This window comes from Xylanibacter oryzae DSM 17970, from assembly GCF_000585355.1.
Taxonomy (GTDB): domain Bacteria; phylum Bacteroidota; class Bacteroidia; order Bacteroidales; family Bacteroidaceae; genus Prevotella; species Prevotella oryzae.
Window position 1 is genome coordinate 1910988 of record NZ_KK073873.1, and the last position, 22700, is coordinate 1933687.

Genomic DNA, 22700 nt, shown 5'->3' on the forward strand with positions numbered 1-22700 from the left:
AAAAGAGAATATGAACAAGAATATATTAATCGGAATAACACTTGCGACCAGCTTCACAGCCTGTTCTACAGAGAATGGCACTGACACTGCCAGCAACTCTGCATTAATGATAAACAATAGTGATGAAGTGATCAATCTGCAAAGTGAGTCGGTAATGTTCCAGACAGACACCAGAGCATTGGTAAATGATGCAAGCGGTGTGTTCGCAGCTGACAATATCGGTCTATTCTGTCTCGCAACAGCACAATTGGCTAACGGAAGGGATTATCCCATCAACTGGACCGACTACAACTCGGATAACACGGTACCCGGGACTTATTCAGTATGGTTTCAGAACGTAATGATTAATGCGAAATCTACCATTGATGACTATAACAATCCATACACCAAGTTTACATGGGTAGACGGAAAATCGCGTTATTATCCTTCCGGTAATGGTCATGCTTATAGTTTCTATGCGCTATGGCCTGCCCCACAGGATTTACAGTTCAGTAAAAATGCGATAACCTCGTATGTAAATCTTGCTGACGGTGAAATGGATGTACTCTGGGGCGAATGCGACAAACAATCCAATAGTCCTACAGGTACAGATACGCTTGCTTACTGTGCTAAATATTTCCGTCAGGTAGGCAAGACCACAGAGATACCGATGCTGACATTCTATCATAAACTGATGGCTTTTCAGTTTGCCGCTGTAGCCGGCGCAGATGCAGAAGGCAGTACGGCAGCAGCCGAAAAGTTGAAAATTACGGCTATCCGAGTGAATAAAGTTCCAAAGGAAGGTCGTATATACATCGCTTCAAATGATGGAGAGCACCAAGCTGGCAGTATTGTCTGCGATTGGAACAATACAACTAAATTGGCCACAATCAATGTAGAGGATACAACCGGCGTACACAAGTTAACGAAGAATCACTGGATACCGACGACCACTACAAACATTGGGCAGAGACTTGTCGTACCAGTACCACCATCTAATGACTACTATACGATATCAGTAGATTTAGCGGATGCAAACGGGAATGTATATAACAACGCAATAAGCTGGCCCCTCACACTAAAGAACGGTTATAATTATGAAGCAGGACATACCTATCAGGTAAAGTTCCTCATTTACGGATTGTCCAATATGCACCTCCAAGCCAAGATGAGTTCATGGATAGAAGATCAACAGACATTCGTAGACCCCAGTTCCAAATAACAAAAGGAATCAATATTAAACGATAAAATAAAACTTTAAACGATATGAACAAGACATTATTAATCACAGGTATGGCACTTGCTGCCTTGATGACAGGTTGTACGACAGATACAACGAGTCAGGATTCTGACGGAGACTCATTTTCTCCAACTGAAATTACAGAGAGCAAAGACGCTATCCAACTTGGCTCTGGGCAGGATGCCTTTGCTGAAGGTACTGTAAGCAGTGCCAAGCAGTTTATGACACGAAGCACTATCAATTCAGATGCTAAAGGAAATTTCACACTGAACGGCATCCATCTCTTCTGTCTTGCCACAAGACAATTGCATAACGGACTCAAATATCCGATAGACTGGTCTATCCGCGGTATCACCTCTGCTGGCGTTCAAAGCTATTCTGTATGGTTGGACGATGTTATCGTAAATGCAAAAGACACATTAATCAACGAAAAAGATACAACCATACTGCAATGGGCAGACGGTCACAGCCGCTATTATCCTATCGGTAACGGTCATGCATATAGTTTCTATGCCATCTACCCCAAACCTCAAGATATCTCTTACGCATCAAACTATATCTACGGTCGTGTGGACATGTATAATGGCGCCACAGACGTCATCTGGGGTTCTGCCGACAAACAGAGTTCCAACCCCACTGGTGTAGATACCCTCGCCTATTGCTCCAAATATTTTCACCAGAACGGAAAATACGGTGAGTGCCCTACCATGACATTCAAGCATGCCCTGATGCGTCTGCATTTTACTTTTGTTTCAGGTCCTGACGCAATAGGCAATACAGACTCTGCGAAACAGCTCCGCATCGGTGCTGTTGAAATATACAAAGTGCCTACAACGGGTCATCTCTACATTGCTTCTAATGATGGTGTACACAAAGCAGGTTCTGTAGTATGCGACTGGACTGACGAAACAAAAATGCAAACCATAGAACTAGAAGATTCTGACAACGTAGGTGCTCTGAAAAAGGAATATTGGGTCACCGACGAGCAACAGGACTTAGGTCAGAGCATCATGGTTCCTGTTCCACCATCACCATCGAATGACTATTACGAAATGTCTATTACTCTCTACAAGAAAGGATACCTAAACGAAGATGGTACACCGAAAGCTATCAAGAGTATCATCAAATGGCCTCTTTCACTGAAGAAGGACTATACATACGAAACAGGCAAATCATATAATGTCAATCTTAAAGTTTACGGTCTGCAATGGATAGCCAACAGTGCGACACTCGTTCCTTGGGTTGATGTTAACACAGCATTTGACGATAACAGTACAGAGATAAACTAACAAGGAGAACAACTGATGATGGTGATGAAGAGATTTTTTCTGGCTTTAACAATGTGCCTGTTTTTCATCCACGGCAAAGCACAAATGCTGGCGGTGAATACAGATGTGGCCTTTGACGCGATGGCAGTCCAAAACTTAGGGTTGGAGATGACCACAGGCAACAGTTCCACTATCGGTGTGTCTGTACTTTATGCCAACAAGCCATACAACAAAGCCATAAAATTTGCTCTTGTTCAACCAGAATGGAGGTTCTATTTCTCAGGCCGTCCTATGCACAGCCACTTTGTGGGACTGTGTGCCATAGGCGGTACATACGACTTCACTAACAAAGGAAAAGTACGTGACGGGTATGGTGCAGGAATAGGAATAACCTTTGGTTATGTATGGAATCTCACAAAAAGTCTTAGCCTTGACATTCATGGCGGGCTCGGTTGTATAGCATACCGTCAAAAAGAATATTATGAGGGTGACTATTATGACGAAGAATATACCGTTAACGGCAATGTGAAAGCCAATGCCAGTGGTTACTGGCTGCTTCCTACAAAAATAGGTGTGTCGCTCAGCTATATATTAAAATAAAGATTATGATCAGAAAAGCGTTTATGACTCTCGCCGTTTTGTTGTTTCTCATTCCTGAGACTCTTATTGCTCAGGGACAAAGTGAACGATTTGATGCCAACTTTACAATTGCACAGAAGACATTTGGTAAGAATTCCAAACAAAAATACACCAAAGTGAGGTATCATTTGTGCAACACATACAAGATGGCTCAAGACTATCGTGACAGACTGCTGAATGCCATCAAGCGCGATGACGAACCAGGAACTCTTGGCAATGCGCTGGAAACAGAAATTGCAAGGATGAATTTCCAGTTTGCATACTCACGCAACAATGGTACTATTTCTACACATGTAGAACAAGGGATGGGGCTTCTCGTATTGGGAGACGATGGTGCAGTAGCTATAGAGATAGAAACCGGTAAGACTGATTATCAGACGCTGATAGAAGGTCATGCGGCTCTTGAAATAAGTGAAGTAAGTGTATACGCCAAAAAGAAGCAACCGAAATTTAAGAAGATGCCTTCTGTAGATACAGGCTACGAGATACGTTTTAACATCAATGCCCATCTGGCTGCAGGCTATACTAACGAGAATTCTAGACTGATGATCCAACCAATGATAACAGATTGTCAGACTGACGACACGGTAGCTTATATGAAGCCTATGGTATACGAAGGACGAAAATATCATTCACTACAAAACAGAAGGATGTCTTTTAATTACCATCGAAATGACCCTGTAGCTTATGGTTATCATCCAGAGATAGCGCTAAAGAAAGATGAAGTTTTTGAATTGGATACCAATGTGGTGTTCCGTAAACCGGATAAAGACAAGAGTTATAAGTGTGCATATTTCGTGACCGTGGAGGATTACGAGCACATCATGTACGACAACGGAGGTGAAGGGACTGGTTCATGTCTTAGTTTTAAGCCCTTCAAATTTCTGGATTTTAATGTCGGTGCAGCTGAATTGCCGCTTACATCCGAGTTTTATGACCAAGCGGAATCAAGAGTGAGAGATGTTCCCCGTAACTTGCAACTCCGCTTTCTGGTCGGGACAGACGAACTGACCAAAGACAGTATCAATGAAGTAGAACTGCGCAACCTCACAAAAGAGATGAGTTCTTATGGAGACAGACTAACTCAGATACGTATAGAAGGTGCCGCATCTCCCGAAGGCAGCATGCAGACCAACAGGATGCTTGCTCAAAAACGTGCAATCAGGGCTCAACAGATGTTGAAAAACCGTCTTGGGGCAAAAGCCGATAATGTGCGTCTGCCTTCACCTACCGTGACTGTGCACACATGGGCCGATGTAGCAGCCGCCCTTGAGAACTGTGGTGATACATCCAAGTTATGGAAAGTAAGAGAAATAAGGAATATTATCTCACAATATGGTGAAACCGACGCTTACAATAAAATAAAAAATCTACTATATTATGACTCTGACATAGAACCCGTTTTGGAAAGTCAACGTGTGATGAAATGTTCATATCAATACGAAGTAGACCATGTGATGAATAATGCAGAAGTCATGTCGGAATATTCCGATCACAAGGATGACTACATCAAAGGTACACGCGACCTCTCAGATGGAGATTACTACAATCTGTTCTCGTCCATTACAGATAGCACACAACTGGATATTCTCACCGATGTGGCATATCGTCATACGGTAAGACAACCCGCTTATGAAGTATTAAGACTGTCTCCTTATGTAGCAAACCGTAAAGCTCTGAAGAATATGCGTAATGGTATTTATGACACCAATGTGCTTCGTCCGTTTGTTGATTTCTCACTTCAACTCATCAATTCGGAAGATAAGGGTACGGGAATGATACGTAACCGTAAAGAGATTCTGATCAACCAGGCAATAAACTATTTCCAGGAATCAAAGCTCGACACAGCACAGTATATCGTAGATTGGCTGAAAGGGAAAGGAGAAGATGCCAGAATAGATAACCTCTCCATGCTTATCACATTCGTGCACGGTTTCTTCCAGACTGACAGGACAGAAGAAGAGGAAGCTACATTCAAAAAAGCTTCCGACTTTGTATTCAACTCTAATGATATCAACAAAGCTGTATTGTATTCAGAGTTGCATTCTCAACTGCCTAAGACCCGTCAAGAAGCTGAAGAATGGGTTAACAAGATGGATGACAAGGATGCCCGTAAATGGTATTTGGAAGGCATTCTTTGGAGTGGAGAAGCCTCCAAAGAAAGTGGAAGTGAAGAAGTACCCAACCATTTGGCATACTTCCAGCACAGTTTTGATTTGCAGCCCCGATTCAAACGATACTATTTCAACGAAGGAAATGTAAGCGACGATGTACGTAAGGTACATCCGTACCGCCGCAAGGATATTGAAAAATACCGTAAGGCATTTCTATCGTTGATGGAAGAGCGCAACGAGGCGTCAACCAACAAGCAACAAGTTCCAGCAGAGACACAGACTATTACAGATAAGAATGAAAAATAATATTAGATACATATTCGTTTTATCAACTTTGGTGATGTATATGCTACCAACCAAAGTGTCAGCCAGACAAATAGTACTTTCACCCGATTCGGTGATAGACAATTATGATTATGACGAGGTAGAAATGCGGTCAGACTCTTCGGGCAGAACGCACCGCAACTTTGCCAAAGGAAAAGATATATCCAAATACAAGTTGGAAGGACGATACCAAAAGGTTGGAGATTCCTTTTTCAACAGATTGCTCGATCATGTCTTCTTACAGGCAGGCGGTGGTGCAGAGCGTATAGTTCCACCTACAAGCAAATACAAATATGACGCTTTGAGCGCCATCCAATTGGGTATAGGCAAGCAGATCAACAAATACGGTACTGTACGTCTGCTCCTGCATGGTGAATACGGGTATCAGAGATACTTCGACTATTCCTTTTATAAAATGGGATTGAAAGCCGATTATCTTTTCAGTATTTCCGACTACTTTAACGGATACAACCCTACCCGATTTTTCAATGTATCATCAATACTTGGCATCGGATATCAGTATGCGAAAGCCACGAAGGACCAGAGTCATTCTTTCAAACCGGAAATTCATGTCGGGGCACAAATCAAATTTTACACTGGTCCACAAGGTTATTTGGCTATCGAACCTTATGTCGGTCTGGGGTCTGACCAGATGGATGTATCAGGCGAACGGAATTGGCGGAGCTATGATGTTTTTTATGGCGTCAACCTGAATTATATTTATTATATCAACAGCAACTTGTCTAAAGAAGCCAGAATAAGATTGCTCGACAGCAGGTCTAGAGACAATTATCTCACGGAAGATTCATTGCTTGATACATGGCGGATGCCATGGTTTATTGAGATTTCCAATGGACTGAACTTCAACAGTAAAAAAAATGGAGACTTCAGTACAGGTTCATCCCTAGGCAGTTCAATTAATTTTACAGTTGGAAAATGGTTTTCACCTGTCATCGGTGCGAAATTGGGATTTTTCTCGCAATCTAAGGTCTGGATGAAGAACGAGGTGGCTGCAACAGAAACAGAGTCAGCTTATAGCCAACGTTATAACAGCATTCTTTATGGAACAAGGATAGAAGCGATGTTTAACCCTCTCGGTTTCAGTCGCGACTATGACTGGAACAGTAATTTCGGGTTTTATTTACTCTTTGGGATGGAATACGGTCAACTGAAGAAATATCAGGATAGCCAAGATAAAGAATTATCATGCAAAGTTCACGGCTATACAACCGGTCTGCATCTATGGGGCCGTTTATCAGACGACTTGCAAGTGTTTGTAGAACCACGTTACAGTTACGACAAGTACAGAGTGCCGTATAACAATGTAGACTGGTACAATCGCTGTTCAGAGCACTCCTTCGGTGTGAATTTCGGACTGACGATGCTTGTTAGATCGATGAAATACCGACGTCTCGGAGATTATGACTTATTCCTGCGTCACATCAAGCACATCGCTTTCGGAACCATGGGCGGACTGAACATCATGCAATGCAAAGGACCTACATACCAATCAGACAACAACTTGAGTTGGAATGCAGGCGCTTATGCCGAGTTTCATTTCAATTACATTCATGCCGTACGCATTTCAGGCGAATTTATCTCCCGCCATGTGGCCGGTCCTACACAATATTACGATGTACACTTTGACGAAAGCACGCAGCAGAACGAAGGTCTAGTGAAGACTGGGCTATGGAACCATCAATATAGATTCGGCATCGCATCACTAGATTACGATGTCAATCTTACCTCTCTCTTCAGCGGACATAAGCAGAACAGAGTTTTTGAACTGGAATTTTTTGTCGGTCCATCATTCGTACGCATTTTCAATGAAGGAGGCAAGATAGACAGTTCGGTGCAATTGGACAAAGGGCATCAGGTCTATTATCCAAATTTGATTTCAAAAGGCAACAAATGGGGACTAAATGGAGGTTTCAAACTTATGGGTAATATCAACAAAAATGTTTCCATCACCGTGACACCTGCATTGTATGCCATCAGAAATTTGAGTCTTCCACAATTTGACACCTTCGCCAAAGCAGGCAATTTCTCATTGATTGAGACCATAAATCTCGGAGTACAGTATCGTTTTCAAGTATTTAAGTAATGAAAAAAATAAGATATATCATATTACTAGTCGTGCTCGTCACGAATATTTCAACGACGAAAGCACAAGTGAATTATAAAGCGATGGAACAAGCCTTTACAATGATACTGCATAAGTATCCTTTTCAAGCCGACTCGGTAGCATATCGCATGGTAAAGAAGTATCAAAAGCAACCGACTGTATATGTAGGCATCGCTAGAGCTTATTTTCGCAATCAGAGTAAGAGTAAAGCAGAAAAGTATATTGCGGTTGCACTACACATTGACACCCTGTTCGCACCAGCCTATGTACTGAAGGGGGATATGGCACTCTTTGCACGCGACACTACAAAAGCGGCAGAATGGTATAAAACTGCGGTAAAGGCCAATCCTCATGAATCATCGGGATACTTAAAATACGTGGAGGTCGTCGCTCCTACGAATACCCTCGCCGCTATCGCAATGCTTGACAGTATGAAAATAGGCTGTCCTGATTATCCTGTAAATCTAGCTCAAGCCACTGTACTTTATTCCAGTGGCAATTTTGCGAAGGCATCAGACATATATAGCAGTATGAATAAAAATATATTGTCAGAAGATGACATTGCAAAATACGCTGCTTCTCTGTATTTTCAGCAGCAATTCCAAAACAGTCTGAATATCACATACGAAGGTTTGGCACGCTTCACCAAGAGTATGCCACTCAACCGTATGGCTTTCTACAATCTTGCAGAATTGAAGAACTATAAAGAATCCATGGATTATGGTGAAAAACTCATGGCTGAATTACGCGGTACGGGGAAGGCAAGTTACAGAGATGTAATGTATTATGCGGTAGTAAACGATTTGACGGGAAATCATCTGAAGGCAGTAGATACCTTCACAGACATCATCAATGGAGATACCACCTATTGTGCATCGCTGACCATGGATGACCTCAAAGATGCTCAATCACATATCAATGATATCATCTCCAATCTGAAATCTGCAGACAAATACGATGAAGCCTCTACCTTATATCAGCATTTCCTATCAAGTAAAAAGCATACTACGGCCTATGACGAATATATATACTCAGAAATATACAAAGACCGCATGGACAAGGCTATCAAAGAGGGAAAGGATGAATTGCAGGCCTACAAACAATTGGATAGTGTGTATACAACCTTTGAGAAAAAATACCCTACATGGAATCAACTTGATTTAGTATATTATTACCATGCATCTTATTGCACCGAAGTATTAGATCCTCAGGCTTCAAACGGCAATGCACTTCCTTTATATCTCCAATTGATAAAAATAGAGGAACCAAAGCAGTTGACAGACCGTGAAAAAAGAATGCTGAAGACTACCTATATGTATGTGGGATATTATTATAACTCAATAAAAAAGTCAGCATTGGCAAAAGAATACATGCGCAAACTTCTTATTGTCGACCCGACGAATGTCGATGCGAAGCGTATACTGGGACAATAAACACATCAGGCGCAAGTCATAAAAATAGAAAAAATCCACCATTGACAAAGAATAGAGTCAATGGTGGATTTTTTGTGACGCTCGAAGATTCGTTTAATGCAAATGCAAAAAATAAAAAGCAAATAAATCAATACCAATTAGATGTAACAATTATTTATATTTAACATCATTTTATTATTAAATTTTTCTCTTTTTTTATATATTTGCAATTAATAATTTAAACATGATAAACAATGAATGAACTAAAAAAATTAATTTGCGAACTAGAAACATCAAATGAAAATGAGATTACTATTCTGCAGAGAATAAATAAACTTTTTCTTACCAAACTAATGATTCGTATAAATGACACTTTGGTTTTATATCCAACAGAAGTAGAAGCATATTATAATAATGCGACTAAATTTTCAGATATGTGTGTTCATAAGAATGAACTTCAAAAAAATCATTTTGGAAAACTTTACTTTCATCGAAAAGGGGAAACGAAAGAAAATAAAATTCTTTTTTGGAATTATGGAGGCATTGACGTTTGCATCTCAAATAACAATAGTTATTATTTGAGTATTCTAATCAGAAGTGCTATAATAAATTCAGATGAAAAACCTATTTCAGGACCTTGTAGACTCTTATGGAAAACTGTTGATTTGGTTTGCAAAGAAGATAACATTCAGAAATTATCAGAAGAAAACTCTTCGACACTTAATCAAATAGAAGATAAAGTTGTTGTACTAGTAGAAACAGACAATAATGATAAACGGATCATTAATTCGATTTCTAATACAGAAAGGATCGGTATTCATAAGGGTAATTATATTAAATCTCCTTTGAGGTCATTCATTGATAAATAAATTTTAAGAGGTTTTTAATATTTAGCATTCAGCCTTAAGTTCTTTGTTTTTAATAATTCAAATAGAGTATGACATTGTATGCTAATGTAATAGAAAAGTAATATAACTATATCCTGCGGAAAGAGCGGGATTCGAACCCGCGAAACCCTTTAGGAGTTTACACGCTTTCCAGGCGTGCCTCTTCAACCACTCGAGCATCTTTCCTTTTAACTTCTATTTCGGCTTGCAAAATTATCCTTTTTATATTTACTAAACACATTTTTTGCGGTTAAAATGCTTTTACTATAAGATTTTTAAATAAAATTAGTATTTATATTCCGAATAATAACAACTCAACGCCCTTTATCTTTTACGTAACAGACCCCGTGGAATTTGTTTGAATACATAAAGCCGCAAGGCAATATAAGCAATTTAAAACTTTCCCCCAGCATGTTTGTAGTTGGAGCAAATAAAAAATACCACGTGTTTGGTATTGCTAATTACAAAGAGTCTTCGTATTTTTGCAAAAATTAAAAATATGCTTATGACAAAGGTTTTATTTATCATGGGTTTGTCCGAATAGTCATTAACGGACTATTAAGAAAAGAGGCTGTTTTGAAAGAGCAGACGGCCATTGTGATCAATGTCGAAGCATGGCAATAATCTCTTTCGATATATATAAATATTATGGCAAGAAAACAAGATAAATTCAGTGGTTACGACATAACTACAAGGGCAATTCATACAGGTACAGACTACGATCAGGAGACGGGTGCTGTGCGCAGACCATTGCACATGGCGAACAGCTTTCGCCTGCCCGATGACCTGAGTAAAGTAAACTATTCTTCAACCGACCTGTTGATGTATGCACGCAACGGCAATCCTAATCAACAATGGTTAGAGGAGAAAATTGCATCCCTGCATGGTGCGGATGATGCCATCGTACTGGCAAGTGGCGTTGGAGCACTTCATGCGCTCTTCTGGACATTATTGAAGACTGGCGACCATGTGGTTTATCCAAAGGTGAGTTATATGGCCGTATACAGAATGTTCCATGAATTGTTCAACCGCAAGTTTGGTGTTGAAACGGATATGGTTGACATGACTAATCTTGATGCCGTAAGACGAACAATTAAATCTGACACACGACTCGTACATATCGAGACACCCGACAATCCCACGTGCTGTGTTACCGATATAGCTGCTATTGCGGAGATTGCCCATCAGAATGGTGCTTTGCTTTCTGTCGACAATACGTTCGCATCCCCACTAAATCAAAATCCGCTGGACCTTGGTGCCGACTTCGTGGTAGAATCTATGACAAAGTTTATCAACGGACATGGTGATGCTCAGGGCGGTGCTATTATATCCAACGACCTTGAAGCAATGGACCGCATACGATACGAGGCACAGGTAAATGTCGGTGCTGTAATAAGTCCGTTCAACGCGTGGCAGATATTTCGTGGCTCGGTAACTTTCCCCTTACGAATGGAAAGAATAAACAAGTCCTCGCTGACTATTGCCAAATGGCTGGAGCAGAGGGAGAACGTCACCTTCGTATCGTATCCCGGGCTGAAGAGCAATCCCGGCTATAAAATAGCCAAAAAGCAAATGAAGAATGGCTTCGGAGGAGTGATTTCATTTGGAGTTAATGCCGACGATAAGAGCGTGGAGCGTTTCTGTGCTGCTCTGAAAATCGTTACCTTTGCCGTGTCGCTTGGACACGACGAGAGCCTCATCTTTCCGCAGCCGAGTTATGATGAGCGCATCAATCTATATCCCGAAAAATTCCACCGTGGTTTCATTCGCTTCAGCGTTGGCCTTGAAGATCCTAATGACATCATCCTCGATCTTGATCAGGCATTGAAGGACATTGGGATTTAGGATACGACGTAACTGTACCACTATATCTATTATGCAAAGATACTGTAAAGTGCTCCTGCTTTTCGTTATTTTTCAAGTTATCCGCTGTATGCAGCCCTTACGGAAGAAAAGCGACAGAAAGACGAATGGACAACCTTGGCACAAAAGTCAACTTTGTGTACAAAATGTTGTATAGGGGGTACTAAGTAGTTACTCCGAATATACGACTTACATTTGCATTTGTCCTCTCGCATATTTCATCTTCTGTTACACTATAACATTCTGCCATTTTCTTTATAATATAAACTATAAAAGAACTCTCATTACGCTCCCCACGCTTGGGAGTGGGAGCCATATACGGAGCATCTGTCTCAAGTACAATCCTAGCTAATGGGATATTGGGAAGAACTTCTGGCAGATGAGACTTTTTAAAAGTAAGAACTCCACCAATACCTAATGCAAATTTATCAAACAACAATAATTCAGCAGCTTCTTTCTCATTACCTGTAAAACAATGAAAAACGCCTCCTGGAAGTTCTTTTTCGTAAATTCGTAATATCTTTACCATCTCATTTTGCCCCTTCCTGCAATGTATCATAAGGGGTTTATGATATTCGACAGACCAGATTACCTGCTTCTCAAAAGCATCCAACTGTTCTTTTTCAAATTCCCGACTCCAATAATAGTCCAATCCTACTTCACCTATTGCAATGAAAGGATTATCTCTGACAAGCATCTTTTTCATTTCTGTCAGAACACTATCATAGTCGCTTTTCACCTCTTCAGGATGAAGACCAATCATTGGAAAAGCAAAATCCGGATATGACCTACACAAATTAATTATCGCAGTAACGGATTTCAGATCTATCGCAGGTATAAAGATTTTTTGGGCTCCTGCCTGTTTAGCCCTAGCTACCACGTCAGACAAATCATTCTTATATTCTTCACCATCAAGATGGGCATGTGTATCTATAAAATGCATGCTATTCAACCTTTATTTTTTCAGTGCTTCGATAATAATATACAATGCCAAATTTACGGCATTCATCTAGTTTAATCTCAAGAGGTTCCTCCTCAAAATGTTTTTCAATCTGATTCCAAAGATCAAGTAGCACACGGTCAACATCAGGACGTATAACTTTCAAGATTTCAAATGATTTATTAGTTTTATCCTGTAACATTTTATGTTTATCATAAGCCTCCTTGAATATATCATAATGAGTGGCAACCATACTTATTGTAGGATTATATATAGGTCTGCCGCCATTCTTTATACGCGCCTTCTCACCTTTAATTATATTTATGCCACTTTTCAAAATGCCATCATAAGTTTTGATATTAGGCAAAGAGTAATCTCCTTCGCTAAGAGAATACAATTTTTTATTACTCTCTTTTATTTCCCCTCTCTGCATCGCCAGATATAGTACCTGAATGAAGTGGCTTATATACATCTCAGCGTTACGTTGTAACTTATCTATTTTTCCACTATTCCTTATCTGTGCATTATAACACATATTGTACTGCTGATTAGCCGTTAGCAATTTCTGATAGACCTGTTGAACTTCATTGAGAGTTTTCCAGTCTATAAAGCGGTTTTTAACTGTATAGATTTCGTTATTATCTATTACAGTCTTAAGGGCTTTTAATCTAGCTGCATCTGTTTTTGGAAGTCTTCTGTAAGGCATAGCTCTAATAATTACGTTTCATCAGTGATTCGGCAAAATATTTTAAATTATATTTAGAATTCTCTGCCACATTAACTTTATTAAGATATCTATTAGCTTCACTGAAATAGTAGGCTATTTTTTCCTCACAGAGATGCTTTATTCCTATAGTATCATACAAGTGCGTCACGGCCTTTATCTTTTCCTGCTTGTCAAATTTGTCAAGTCCTAGCCATTTATCCAGCTCAACGCGCTGATCAGCATCGGCTCTCTGATAAGCATTGATAAGCATATATGTTTTCTTATTTGATGTAATATCTCCACCAATAGCCTTTCCGAATACTTTCGGATCTCCATAAACATCAAGAAAATCATCTTGTAACTGAAAAGCGAGTCCCATCTGCTCACCAAATTTATAAAGATTTTCAGCATCTTCGGCAGGAGCATCTGCTAATATTGCGCCCATTTTCATAGCACAAGCCAACAATACACTTGTTTTCAGCCTTATCATCTCTATATATTCGTCTTCTGTAACGTCATTACGTGTCTCGAAATCCATATCATACTGTTGCCCCTCACCTATCTCCAAGGCTGTCTCAGTAAACAAAGACAATACAGGACGCAACTTATCTTCATCACACTGCATAATACGCTCGTAAGCCATAACCAGCATAGAGTCTCCTGATAGGATTGCTGTATTAGCATTCCATTTTTTATGTACCGTATCATGACCACGCCTTACATCTGCATTGTCCATAAGATCATCATGTAATAACGTATAGTTATGGTATGTTTCAAGAGCACATGCCGTTGATAGAATCGTTTCAGGATCATTCTTGTATAGATTATAAGACAGCAACATCAGTACCGGTCTGATACGTTTTCCGCCCATAGACAACACATATTGTATAGGAGCATAAAGAGATGCCGGCTTACGATTGTAAGACAACTTATTCAGGTATTCGTTCACTGTATTCTGAATTTCACTAGCTGTTAACATAATCATTATATTTAGATTTCAAGAATTGTATAATTTTTATTCGGCTTATATATATAGCCGCAACCTCAGGACAATCATATTTCATATTGCAATATTATTATGACATTCCAATTATTAAAATATCAACAACATGACTATAAAGATAAATCCTTTCAACTTTTATTATATTTTAATATACGCAGTACCTCATTTTTCTGTTTTTTGCGTTATAACCTAATATTAGAACGCTACTACATTATTTCACAATGCAAAAATAGTGTAGATATTTGAAAAAAGGTGTATCTTTGCGGATAAATTGAGAAAATAAATGAAAAAAGCTGTCTTTTGTCTCCTATTCACGCTTTTTACTGTACAAATTGTGTCACAGGAGAGCCAAAATGATTATAACTTTCTGAGATTGCCGGTTAGTGCACATGCGGCAGCTTTAGGAGGTGACAACATTTCAATTATTAAAGACGACGCTACATTGATGTTCAATAACCCAGCACTAATCTCTTCTGTAAGTGATAAGACCATAAACCTGAACTTTATGTCATACATGGAAGGAACGAAACTGGCAAGTGCTTCATTCACTAAAATCATTAATGACAAAGCTACTTGGGCTGTATCTGCTCAATATATAGATTATGGTAACATCAAAGAGGTTACAGAAGATAATATAGAACAAGGAACATTCTCTGCAAAGGATATATCTATAGCAGGATATTTTGCATACACACTATCCAATAAAATTGTTGGCGGCATAACTGCGAAATGCATATCATCACATATTGCCGGATATAATTCGCTGGCGATGGGCGTTGACCTGGGATTAAACTATTATGATGACGAGCGCGATCTTTCAGTATCGGCTGTAGCAAAGAATTTGGGTGGACAATTGAAAGCTTATGACGAGACATATGAGGGTATACCACTTGATCTTCAAATTGGTGCTAGCAAACGTGTGATAAATAGTCCATTCAGATTTTCTGCAACAATTGTAGACTTAAACCATTGGGATTATAGTTTTATAAATCATATGGTTGCAGGACTTGACCTTATTTTATCAGACAACATATATCTGTCGTGTGGATATAATTTCCGCCGTGCACACGAAATGAAAATAACAGACAGTGACAACGAGTCTAGTTCTCACGGTGCCGGATTCTCTTTTGGAGGTGGCATCGAACTTGAAAGATTCAAATTGCAATTGTCATACGGCAAATATCATGTATCGTCTTCGTCAATATTAGTAAACGTATCATACTCATTATAAAATAAAGAACAATGAAGAAAATAATAATCGCCATTGATGGTTTCTCATCATGCGGAAAGAGTACAATGGCAAAGGATTTAGCTAAAGAGATAGGTTATATATATGTAGATACTGGGGCAATGTATAGAGCTGTAACACTATTCGCATTACGCAATGACTGTTTTATAAATGACAGCGAAGTAAATGTAGAAAAACTTGAACGCAAAATGAATGAAATAAGCATAACTTTTGCCATCAATAAAGAGACAGGACGCCCTGACACATATCTTAATGCCGAGAATGTTGAAAAGGAGATACGTTCTATGGATGTATCCAGTCATGTAAGTCCGATAGCAACAGTACCATTTGTACGCAAGGCTATGGTAGCGCAGCAGCAAAAAATGGGCGATAAAAAAGGTTTGGTAATGGACGGCCGTGATATTGGAACTACCGTATTCCCTTCAGCAGAACTTAAAATTTATGTTACTGCAAGTGCAGAGATACGTGCTAAGCGCCGTTTTGATGAATTAAAGGCCAAAGGCATAACTGCCAATTTCGATGATATTCTTAAGAATGTCAATGAACGTGATTATATAGACACACATCGCGATATATCTCCTCTATGCAAAGCAGAAGATGCTATTCTTCTGGATAACAGTAACATGACTATAGCCGAACAGAAACAATGGCTATTAGATAAATATAGAGAAGCGGCTGAATAGTTTTTCTCTATCAAAAAAGTAAAAAGGTATCTATGCCCCTAATATACATTCTAAGTTATAGTATCGCTAAGAGTATGAAAAAGTTATTTTTTATTTTACTGGGGTTATGCTGCTCATTCACATTGTCAGCACACAAAATTCAAAGTTTTGTTGTTAATGAAGATAGTATCGCACTAGAATTTGTAAATATAGCTGTACTCCATGTTGCAGACTCCGTACTTGAAACAGGATGCATAACTGATGACAAAGGGCACTTTTGTATTGAATGCGATGACGATAATGCTATCATAAGAATAAGTATGATTGGATATGAGACGCGATATATCCATATGCCTCTTCCTGATAAGATTCAATTGAGTCCGTCATCTGTAATTTTAAAAGAAGTGACGATAAAGGCCTCAAGGAAATATGTTAAAGCGACAAACAATGGCCTGATTGTAAAGATGGATAACAACCCGTTGTCCAAATTGTCTTCTGTGGCAGATGCCATCAAACAGATGCCGATGATCAACCCTATCGATGGAACTGTCTTGGGAAAGGGCACTCCTGAAATTTATATTAACAATAGAAAGGTTATAGATGATAGTGAACTCAAGCAACTCTCACCTAGCAAGGTACTTGACGTGGAGATTATCACCCGTCCTGGGGCAAAATACGATTCAAATGTAAAATCTGTGCTGATTATTCATACTAAGAAACTTGACCAAGAACTAGCGGGAGTCGTGACCGGTACAGGTACTGCCGCCGAAGTACTTTCCGGTAATGTCAATGCTGACCTTACTTATATGTTTCATAATGGTATTGGGCTCTACTGCGGCACTACTTTCTCTAATGATGGTTACAAGCAGAAGAGAACATACACCGAGATATTCAATAACAATGCGTCTAAGACCTTAACACAAGGTGATTATCGTTCTCGCTCAAAGACTATAAAAGCCAATATGGGCATCAGCTACGACTTTTCTTCAAGTAATTCTATTGGTCTGAGATACGAGTTTAACAGACTTCCGACCAGCCATTACAAGGCACAAACCGATATTGACATCTTACCCGCTGAGGGAGAAGGTACCGCTGAATCATTGTCTGAAATAAATTCTCAAAGTTATCAGCATTCTGTAAACGCTTATTCTGACTTAAAATTAGGTTCTAAAAAGAATATTGAGCTCACTACTGACGCTGACTATGTTTATGGAGACAACGGGAATCGTTCAAATACAAAAGAATCAGAAAGTATGGCACTACGGAATATGACAACAGCATCACATACCGCATACTATATTCTGGCAGCTAAGACCAATCTCAATTTTAAACTAAAGAAACTTACTACAGATGTTGGAGCCCAATATTCATTTACGAGAAATAAAATGGATTTCGACGGTTCTGACAATGTCGGCACTTCTTTCCTAACTTCGTCAAATGATTTGGAAAAACAGCATCTATATGCTGGATACGTAAATCTGGCTTATACTTTGAATGATAACTGGAGTCTGAATGGTGGATTGAGATTTGAAAATGCTGCGTTCGATTACACAGAGAATGATAAAAAGATAGATGCTCAGTCTAAAACATTCACTGACCGGCTCCCTATATTGGGCATAAACTTTCAGAAAGGTAACTTGAATCTTGGTTTGACATACAACTCCAACATTGATCGCCCAAGCTATAGTGAACTCAACAATAATTATACATACGTATCACATACATCTTGGGAAACCGGTAATCCTCTGCTGAGATCCTCTCTGACACACTCACTGGATTTGAGCGTTTCATGGAAACAATCAATATTTGAGGCTATATACAGCCATAATATGCGTAATATCAATACAGTGTACACATACTTACCGTCTGACAATATCAATGTACGCAAGGAGATAAATCTTCCGAATTTTAACAGCTTAACATTAATAGCTTCACAGAACCTTAACGTTGGATTTTGGCATCCGATGCTGCAAGGGCTATTATACATTCAAAATTTCAAATATGGTTCTCCTGTCAATTCTTATAATAAACTTCTTGGACAAGTTACTATGAGCAATCGTTTTGATTTGCCATGGAGTATGTATGCCTATATTAGTGGTGCATGGACAAGCAAAGGAAATCAGGTAACGTTGTACTCAGAAGGAAACTGTACCTTATACTTTATGTTGAACAAAAATATGAAGAACTGGTCATTTAATTTTCTCTTCAATGATTTTGCTAATACTTACCGGCAAAAAGATATTGTCAATACTAATGGCGTGTCGTATGGTGAAAATCGAAAAGGTGCTTCATCTTTCGTTCAGTTGTCTGTAACTTATACCTTCAAGAACAAGAAATCGTTCAAGGGTAAGAGCGCAGCTGTAGAAGAAATGAAAAGATTTTAGTGATTATTATGAGAAAAGGTTCATCCAAGTAACACCTAAGAAGCTCACGTGTTCAGCCTCTGTCATGGCGATTTCTCCATTTCCCTTGCGGATGAACCTAAAAAAAATATTTTAAATACAATTTTCACTTCCACTGGTACGAAATAGCATAAAGTATTGAATAACAAATATTTAATCACGGGGAGGTGAAATTTTCACCTCCCCGTTTATTTTGCCGATCCTTTTTGATTAATAATACCTTTATTATTTGTTCGCTGCAGAATATTACAATAATAACATTTAACAAAAAACGGTTTATGTCCATCAATATATTAACACGAAATAGACATAAAATGCGAATAAATCATATCATATGATGCCCTGAATATATAGTTTTCAACTACTGATTCAAATTAAATTGTATACCAATTCAAATTAAATTAGACAGCAATTCAATTTAGATTGCATACCAATTCAAGTTGAATTGCAAAGCCATTTTTATTCTATTTGCAATCATCCGAATGGCTTTAATGGATAGGAAACTATTCGGGGAGGTGGATTTTTCACCTCCCCGTAGTTAAAGCATTGTTATTAAGACAATTACAAAGAAATAAGCTTCGGGGAGGTGAAAATAAAAATTAGAAAGTTTTATAGATGGATATGGCTAACGAACATACTGCAAAGAAACATCCTACGGCACATACTCCTGTCCAACCATACATATTCCAACCAATACCTGCCGCAAAAGTACCCAAAGAACCACCAATAAAGTAAGTTGTCATAAAGATAGTATTAACCCTATTTGCCGCTTCTGGCAATTCCTGTATACAGCCGCTCTGATTGCTCAATTGTTGACACTGTAACCCAATATCACATAAAACAATAGCAATAATCAATCCCCAATAACTGTCATTAAAGATCAAGGCTATACACCATGAAATGATCTGTAAAGAAGCTCCTACCAAACTGAATTTCAACACTCCGAATCGTGGCACATACTTGCCAATCCCCATAGAGACAAGTGCTCCGGCCATTCCACATGCGCCCAACATTCCTACCATGTTACTGCCTGCATAGAAAGGTGATTTGGCTAAATGAAAGGCCAGGCATGCCCATATTGCAAGAAAAGAACCAAAACCAAATGCGCCTCTTACCGAATTAAGACGTATATTAGGATGTGTAGCAAAAATATGTACTACCGACTTCATTAATTTTGCATAATTGCCTGAGAAATTCTGCTTCATCTCAGGAAACATTCGCAATGTTATCACACAACATATTATCATTAATATTCCTGCAATAATAAACATATAGCGCCATCCCAACCATTCACCTACAAAACCACTGATAACACGCGAAGCAAGTATACCTATTAGTAAACCGGAGAGCACATATCCCATATTTCTACTTTTGTTTTCTGGACGTGAAAACTGTCCCGCAACAGGTATGAACAGTTGGGGAATAACCGAGCAAGCGCCCAATATCAGTGAAGCAGACCATATCACACTAATTTGTGGTGCTAGACCTATAACAGTAGCCATAATAGCTGCAGTGATCATACAGACCAGTATTATACGACGACGATTGTACAAATCGCCCATAGGTATTATAAATAGCAGACCAGATGCATAACCTATCTGCGAAATAACTGTAATAAGATTAGCTTCAACTTCTGTAGCATTTACATCCTCACGCATCAACTCCAAAAGAGGTTGATTATAATAAAGGTTTGCCACTGAAAAACCTGCAATAACAGCCATCATAACCAATATATGGCGAGGAATACCTTTGTTCTCTTCTAACTTTATCATAACATTTTCTATTTTACACACAAAGTTAGCCTTTTTATAAGACAATAGAGGAGTTTATTCTTTAATTTTTCTTTTTTACATTACTTAATTTAAAATTTATGCATTAACTTTGCAAATAAAATATATAATTATGACAGACAACGAAAAAGAAGCGGTTAAACTTCCTGAGAACGCGTTCCGAGAGTTAAAAGATGGTGAAGAATACAAGCCTATCATGGACCCTGCCAAGGTATATCCGGAAGTCAATGCTTGGTCTGTGACATGGGGTATAATAATGGCGATGCTGTTTTCAGCAGCGGCTGCATACCTTGGACTGAAAGTAGGACAGGTTTTCGAAGCTGCCATACCTATAGCTATTATAGCTGTTGGCGTATCAACAGCTACCCATCGCAACAATGCCCTTGGCGAAAATGTAATAATCCAGAGTATCGGTGCTTGTTCAGGTGCTGTTGTAGCAGGTGCAATATTCACATTACCAGCTATATATATTCTGCAGGCCAAATACCCTGAGATGAGTGCTTCTTTTCTTAAGATATTCATCAGTTCGCTTCTAGGCGGCATCATAGGTATATTATTCCTTATCCCGTTCCGTAAATATTTCGTTAGCGATATGCATGGCAAGTATCCTTTCCCTGAGGCTACTGCTACTACACAGGTATTGGTATCTGGCGCAAAAGGCGGCAACCAAGCAAAACCTCTACTCATAGCAGGACTTGTAGGTGGCCTATACGACTTTATTGTTGCCACTTTCGGATGGTGGAATGAGAATTTTACGACCCGCGTTGTTGAATGGGGTACAATTATTGCTGATAAGGCAAAACTAGTATTCAAGGTTAATACCGGTGCTGCTGTATTGGGACTCGGATATATAGTAGGACTGAAATATGCTTTTATCATCTGTCTTGGTTCTGTTGCTGTATGGTGGCTGATAGTTCCGGGAATGTCTATTATATTTCACGATCAAATATTAAATATGTGGGATCCATCTATCACACAGACTGTAGGTAGCATGAGTCCTGAAATGATATTCAAGGCTTATGGCAAAAGTATCGGTATCGGTGGTATAGCTATGGCTGGCATAATAGGCATAATCAAATCGTGGGGAATAATAAAGAGTGCAGTAGGCCTTGCTGCCAAAGAGATGAAAGGCAAAAAAGATATAAATAAAGAGACTCTGCGCACACGCCGTGACATATCGTTCAAAATTATAGCTATAGGTTCAATAGTAACTATACTTCTTACATTCATATTTTTCTTTACAGGTGTTATGGGTGGAAACTTATTGTTTGCTGTTGTCGGCATCGTATTAGTTACAGTGATTGCATTCCTTTTCACAACCGTTGCAGCCAATGCCATTGCTATTGTTGGCAGCAACCCGGTATCCGGAATGACACTGATGACGCTTATACTAGCATCGGTAGTAATGGTAGCCGTAGGACTGAAAGGTCCGGGCGGAATGCTTGCCGCACTCATCATGGGTGGTGTAGTTTGCACAGCGCTCTCAATGTCGGGAAGTTTTATTACCGACCTTAAAATAGGTTATTGGATGGGAACAACTCCTGCAAAACAGGAGACATGGAAATTCCTTGGCACTCTTGTTTCGGCTGCCACTGTAGGTGGTGTTATGATATTATTAAACCATACTTACGGATTTGCAAGCGGGCAGTTGGCTGCACCTCAGGCTAATGCTATGGCCGCTGTTATCGACCCACTGATGAATGGTGTAGGTGCTCCATGGATATTATACGCCATTGGTGCTGCAATAGCTATAATACTAACACTGTGTAACGTTCCTGCGCTAGCTTTTGCTTTGGGCATGTTCATCCCTCTTGAACTTAATATTCCTCTACTGGTAGGAGGTGCAATCAACTGGTTTGTAACCACACGCTCTAAAGATTCTGAAGTAAACAAGAACCGTGGTGAAAAAGGTACACTTATTGCGAGTGGCTTTATTGCCGGTGGAGCCTTGATGGGAGTTGTAAGTGCTCTATTACGTTTCGGTGGCATCAACCTGATCAATGATGCATGGATAGCCAACCCGCTTTCTGAATTATGTTCACTTATTGCTTACATCCTACTTATTCTATATTTCATAAAGGCTACAAAATAATTTGC

16 protein-coding genes and 1 tRNA gene are annotated in these 22700 nt (G+C 39.3%); 12 read left to right on the top strand and 5 right to left on the bottom strand.

Annotated features, from left to right (window positions below; genetic code table 11):
• Positions 1–10 precede the first annotated feature (10 nt).
• The 7 genes from XYLOR_RS07725 (at position 11) to XYLOR_RS13355 (ending at position 9970) form a co-directional block, all read left to right on the top strand.
• A complete protein-coding gene (locus XYLOR_RS07725) occupies positions 11–1201 on the top strand; it encodes a fimbrillin family protein (protein WP_154655701.1) in 1191 nt (396 codons plus the stop codon).
• A gap of 44 nt (positions 1202–1245) precedes the next feature.
• Positions 1246–2508, top strand: coding sequence for a fimbrillin family protein (locus XYLOR_RS07730; RefSeq protein ID WP_036878242.1), 1263 nt, complete (start codon positions 1246–1248; stop codon positions 2506–2508).
• A gap of 24 nt (positions 2509–2532) precedes the next feature.
• Positions 2533–3087, top strand: a complete 555-nt coding sequence (locus XYLOR_RS07735) for a DUF3575 domain-containing protein (protein WP_036880913.1) — start codon at positions 2533–2535, stop codon at positions 3085–3087.
• 5 nt (positions 3088–3092) lie between these two features.
• Positions 3093–5546 carry an OmpA family protein gene (locus XYLOR_RS07740; RefSeq protein WP_036878243.1) on the top strand — a complete coding sequence of 818 codons (2454 nt, stop codon included), beginning with the start codon at positions 3093–3095 and terminating at the stop codon, positions 5544–5546.
• Entirely contained in the window at positions 5536–7668 is a 2133-nt protein-coding gene (locus tag XYLOR_RS07745; RefSeq protein ID WP_036878245.1) for a hypothetical protein, read from the top strand. Before XYLOR_RS07740 ends, XYLOR_RS07745 begins: the two co-directional genes overlap by 11 nt.
• Positions 7668–9122 (top strand): tetratricopeptide repeat protein, encoded by a 1455-nt coding sequence (locus tag XYLOR_RS07750; RefSeq protein ID WP_154655702.1) that lies wholly within the window; start codon positions 7668–7670, stop codon positions 9120–9122. The genes XYLOR_RS07745 and XYLOR_RS07750 overlap by 1 nt, the downstream gene beginning before the upstream one ends.
• 233 nt (positions 9123–9355) lie before the next feature.
• Positions 9356–9970, top strand: a complete 615-nt coding sequence (locus XYLOR_RS13355; protein WP_051508934.1) for a hypothetical protein — start codon at positions 9356–9358, stop codon at positions 9968–9970.
• 116 nt (positions 9971–10086) lie between these two features.
• Here XYLOR_RS13355 and XYLOR_RS07760 read toward each other — a convergent pair.
• A tRNA-Ser gene (locus XYLOR_RS07760) sits at positions 10087–10174 on the bottom strand.
• 462 nt (positions 10175–10636) lie between these two features.
• Here XYLOR_RS07760 and XYLOR_RS07765 point away from each other — a divergent pair.
• Positions 10637–11833, top strand: a complete 1197-nt coding sequence (locus tag XYLOR_RS07765) for a trans-sulfuration enzyme family protein (RefSeq protein ID WP_036878249.1) — start codon at positions 10637–10639, stop codon at positions 11831–11833.
• 181 nt (positions 11834–12014) lie between these two features.
• On the opposite strand, the gene XYLOR_RS07770 is transcribed toward XYLOR_RS07765, so the two are convergent.
• The 3 genes from XYLOR_RS07770 to XYLOR_RS07780 are packed head-to-tail and all read right to left on the bottom strand — an operon-like array spanning position 12015 to position 14476.
• A complete protein-coding gene (locus XYLOR_RS07770; protein WP_036880917.1) occupies positions 12015–12794 on the bottom strand; it encodes a TatD family hydrolase in 780 nt (259 codons plus the stop codon).
• Position 12795: 1 nt separating this feature from the next.
• On the bottom strand, positions 12796–13497 hold the full coding sequence (locus tag XYLOR_RS07775; RefSeq protein ID WP_036878251.1) for a hypothetical protein: 702 nt from the start codon (positions 13495–13497) through the stop codon (positions 12796–12798).
• 4 nt (positions 13498–13501) lie between these two features.
• Complete coding sequence (locus tag XYLOR_RS07780) at positions 13502–14476, bottom strand: polyprenyl synthetase family protein (RefSeq protein WP_036880919.1); 975 nt, start codon at positions 14474–14476, stop codon at positions 13502–13504.
• A 307-nt stretch (positions 14477–14783) separates the two neighbouring features.
• On the opposite strand from XYLOR_RS07780, the gene porQ reads away from it, so the two are divergent.
• The 3 genes from porQ (at position 14784) to XYLOR_RS07795 (ending at position 18795) form a co-directional block, all read left to right on the top strand.
• Positions 14784–15731, top strand: coding sequence for a type IX secretion system protein PorQ (gene porQ / locus XYLOR_RS07785; RefSeq protein ID WP_036878253.1), 948 nt, complete (start codon positions 14784–14786; stop codon positions 15729–15731).
• An 11-nt stretch (positions 15732–15742) separates the two neighbouring features.
• Positions 15743–16432, top strand: a complete 690-nt coding sequence (gene cmk, locus XYLOR_RS07790) for a (d)CMP kinase (protein WP_036878255.1) — start codon at positions 15743–15745, stop codon at positions 16430–16432.
• A 74-nt stretch (positions 16433–16506) separates the two neighbouring features.
• On the top strand, positions 16507–18795 hold the full coding sequence (locus XYLOR_RS07795) for a TonB-dependent receptor family protein (protein WP_169730561.1): 2289 nt from the start codon (positions 16507–16509) through the stop codon (positions 18793–18795).
• A 617-nt stretch (positions 18796–19412) separates the two neighbouring features.
• Here the strand turns inward: XYLOR_RS07795 and XYLOR_RS07800 are convergent.
• The gene (locus XYLOR_RS07800; protein WP_036878257.1) at positions 19413–20585 is read right to left on the bottom strand and encodes an MFS transporter; all 1173 of its coding nucleotides are present in this window, start codon (positions 20583–20585) and stop codon (positions 19413–19415) included.
• 130 nt (positions 20586–20715) lie between these two features.
• Between XYLOR_RS07800 and XYLOR_RS07805 the strand changes: the two genes are divergently transcribed.
• A complete protein-coding gene (locus XYLOR_RS07805) occupies positions 20716–22695 on the top strand; it encodes an OPT family oligopeptide transporter (protein WP_036878259.1) in 1980 nt (659 codons plus the stop codon).
• Positions 22696–22700 lie beyond the last annotated feature (5 nt).

Coding starts and splice junctions, on each gene's coding strand:
- XYLOR_RS07725 (WP_154655701.1), top strand. CDS start 11: ATGAACAAGAATATATTAATCGGAATAACACTTGCGACCAGCTTCACA.
- XYLOR_RS07730 (WP_036878242.1), top strand. CDS start 1,246: ATGAACAAGACATTATTAATCACAGGTATGGCACTTGCTGCCTTGATG.
- XYLOR_RS07735 (WP_036880913.1), top strand. CDS start 2,533: ATGAAGAGATTTTTTCTGGCTTTAACAATGTGCCTGTTTTTCATCCAC.
- XYLOR_RS07740 (WP_036878243.1), top strand. CDS start 3,093: ATGATCAGAAAAGCGTTTATGACTCTCGCCGTTTTGTTGTTTCTCATT.
- XYLOR_RS07745 (WP_036878245.1), top strand. CDS start 5,536: ATGAAAAATAATATTAGATACATATTCGTTTTATCAACTTTGGTGATG.
- XYLOR_RS07750 (WP_154655702.1), top strand. CDS start 7,668: ATGAAAAAAATAAGATATATCATATTACTAGTCGTGCTCGTCACGAAT.
- XYLOR_RS13355 (WP_051508934.1), top strand. CDS start 9,356: ATGAATGAACTAAAAAAATTAATTTGCGAACTAGAAACATCAAATGAA.
- XYLOR_RS07765 (WP_036878249.1), top strand. CDS start 10,637: ATGGCAAGAAAACAAGATAAATTCAGTGGTTACGACATAACTACAAGG.
- XYLOR_RS07770 (WP_036880917.1), bottom strand. CDS start 12,794: ATGCATTTTATAGATACACATGCCCATCTTGATGGTGAAGAATATAAG.
- XYLOR_RS07775 (WP_036878251.1), bottom strand. CDS start 13,497: ATGCCTTACAGAAGACTTCCAAAAACAGATGCAGCTAGATTAAAAGCC.
- XYLOR_RS07780 (WP_036880919.1), bottom strand. CDS start 14,476: ATGTTAACAGCTAGTGAAATTCAGAATACAGTGAACGAATACCTGAAT.
- porQ (WP_036878253.1), top strand. CDS start 14,784: ATGAAAAAAGCTGTCTTTTGTCTCCTATTCACGCTTTTTACTGTACAA.
- cmk (WP_036878255.1), top strand. CDS start 15,743: ATGAAGAAAATAATAATCGCCATTGATGGTTTCTCATCATGCGGAAAG.
- XYLOR_RS07795 (WP_169730561.1), top strand. CDS start 16,507: ATGAAAAAGTTATTTTTTATTTTACTGGGGTTATGCTGCTCATTCACA.
- XYLOR_RS07800 (WP_036878257.1), bottom strand. CDS start 20,585: ATGATAAAGTTAGAAGAGAACAAAGGTATTCCTCGCCATATATTGGTT.
- XYLOR_RS07805 (WP_036878259.1), top strand. CDS start 20,716: ATGACAGACAACGAAAAAGAAGCGGTTAAACTTCCTGAGAACGCGTTC.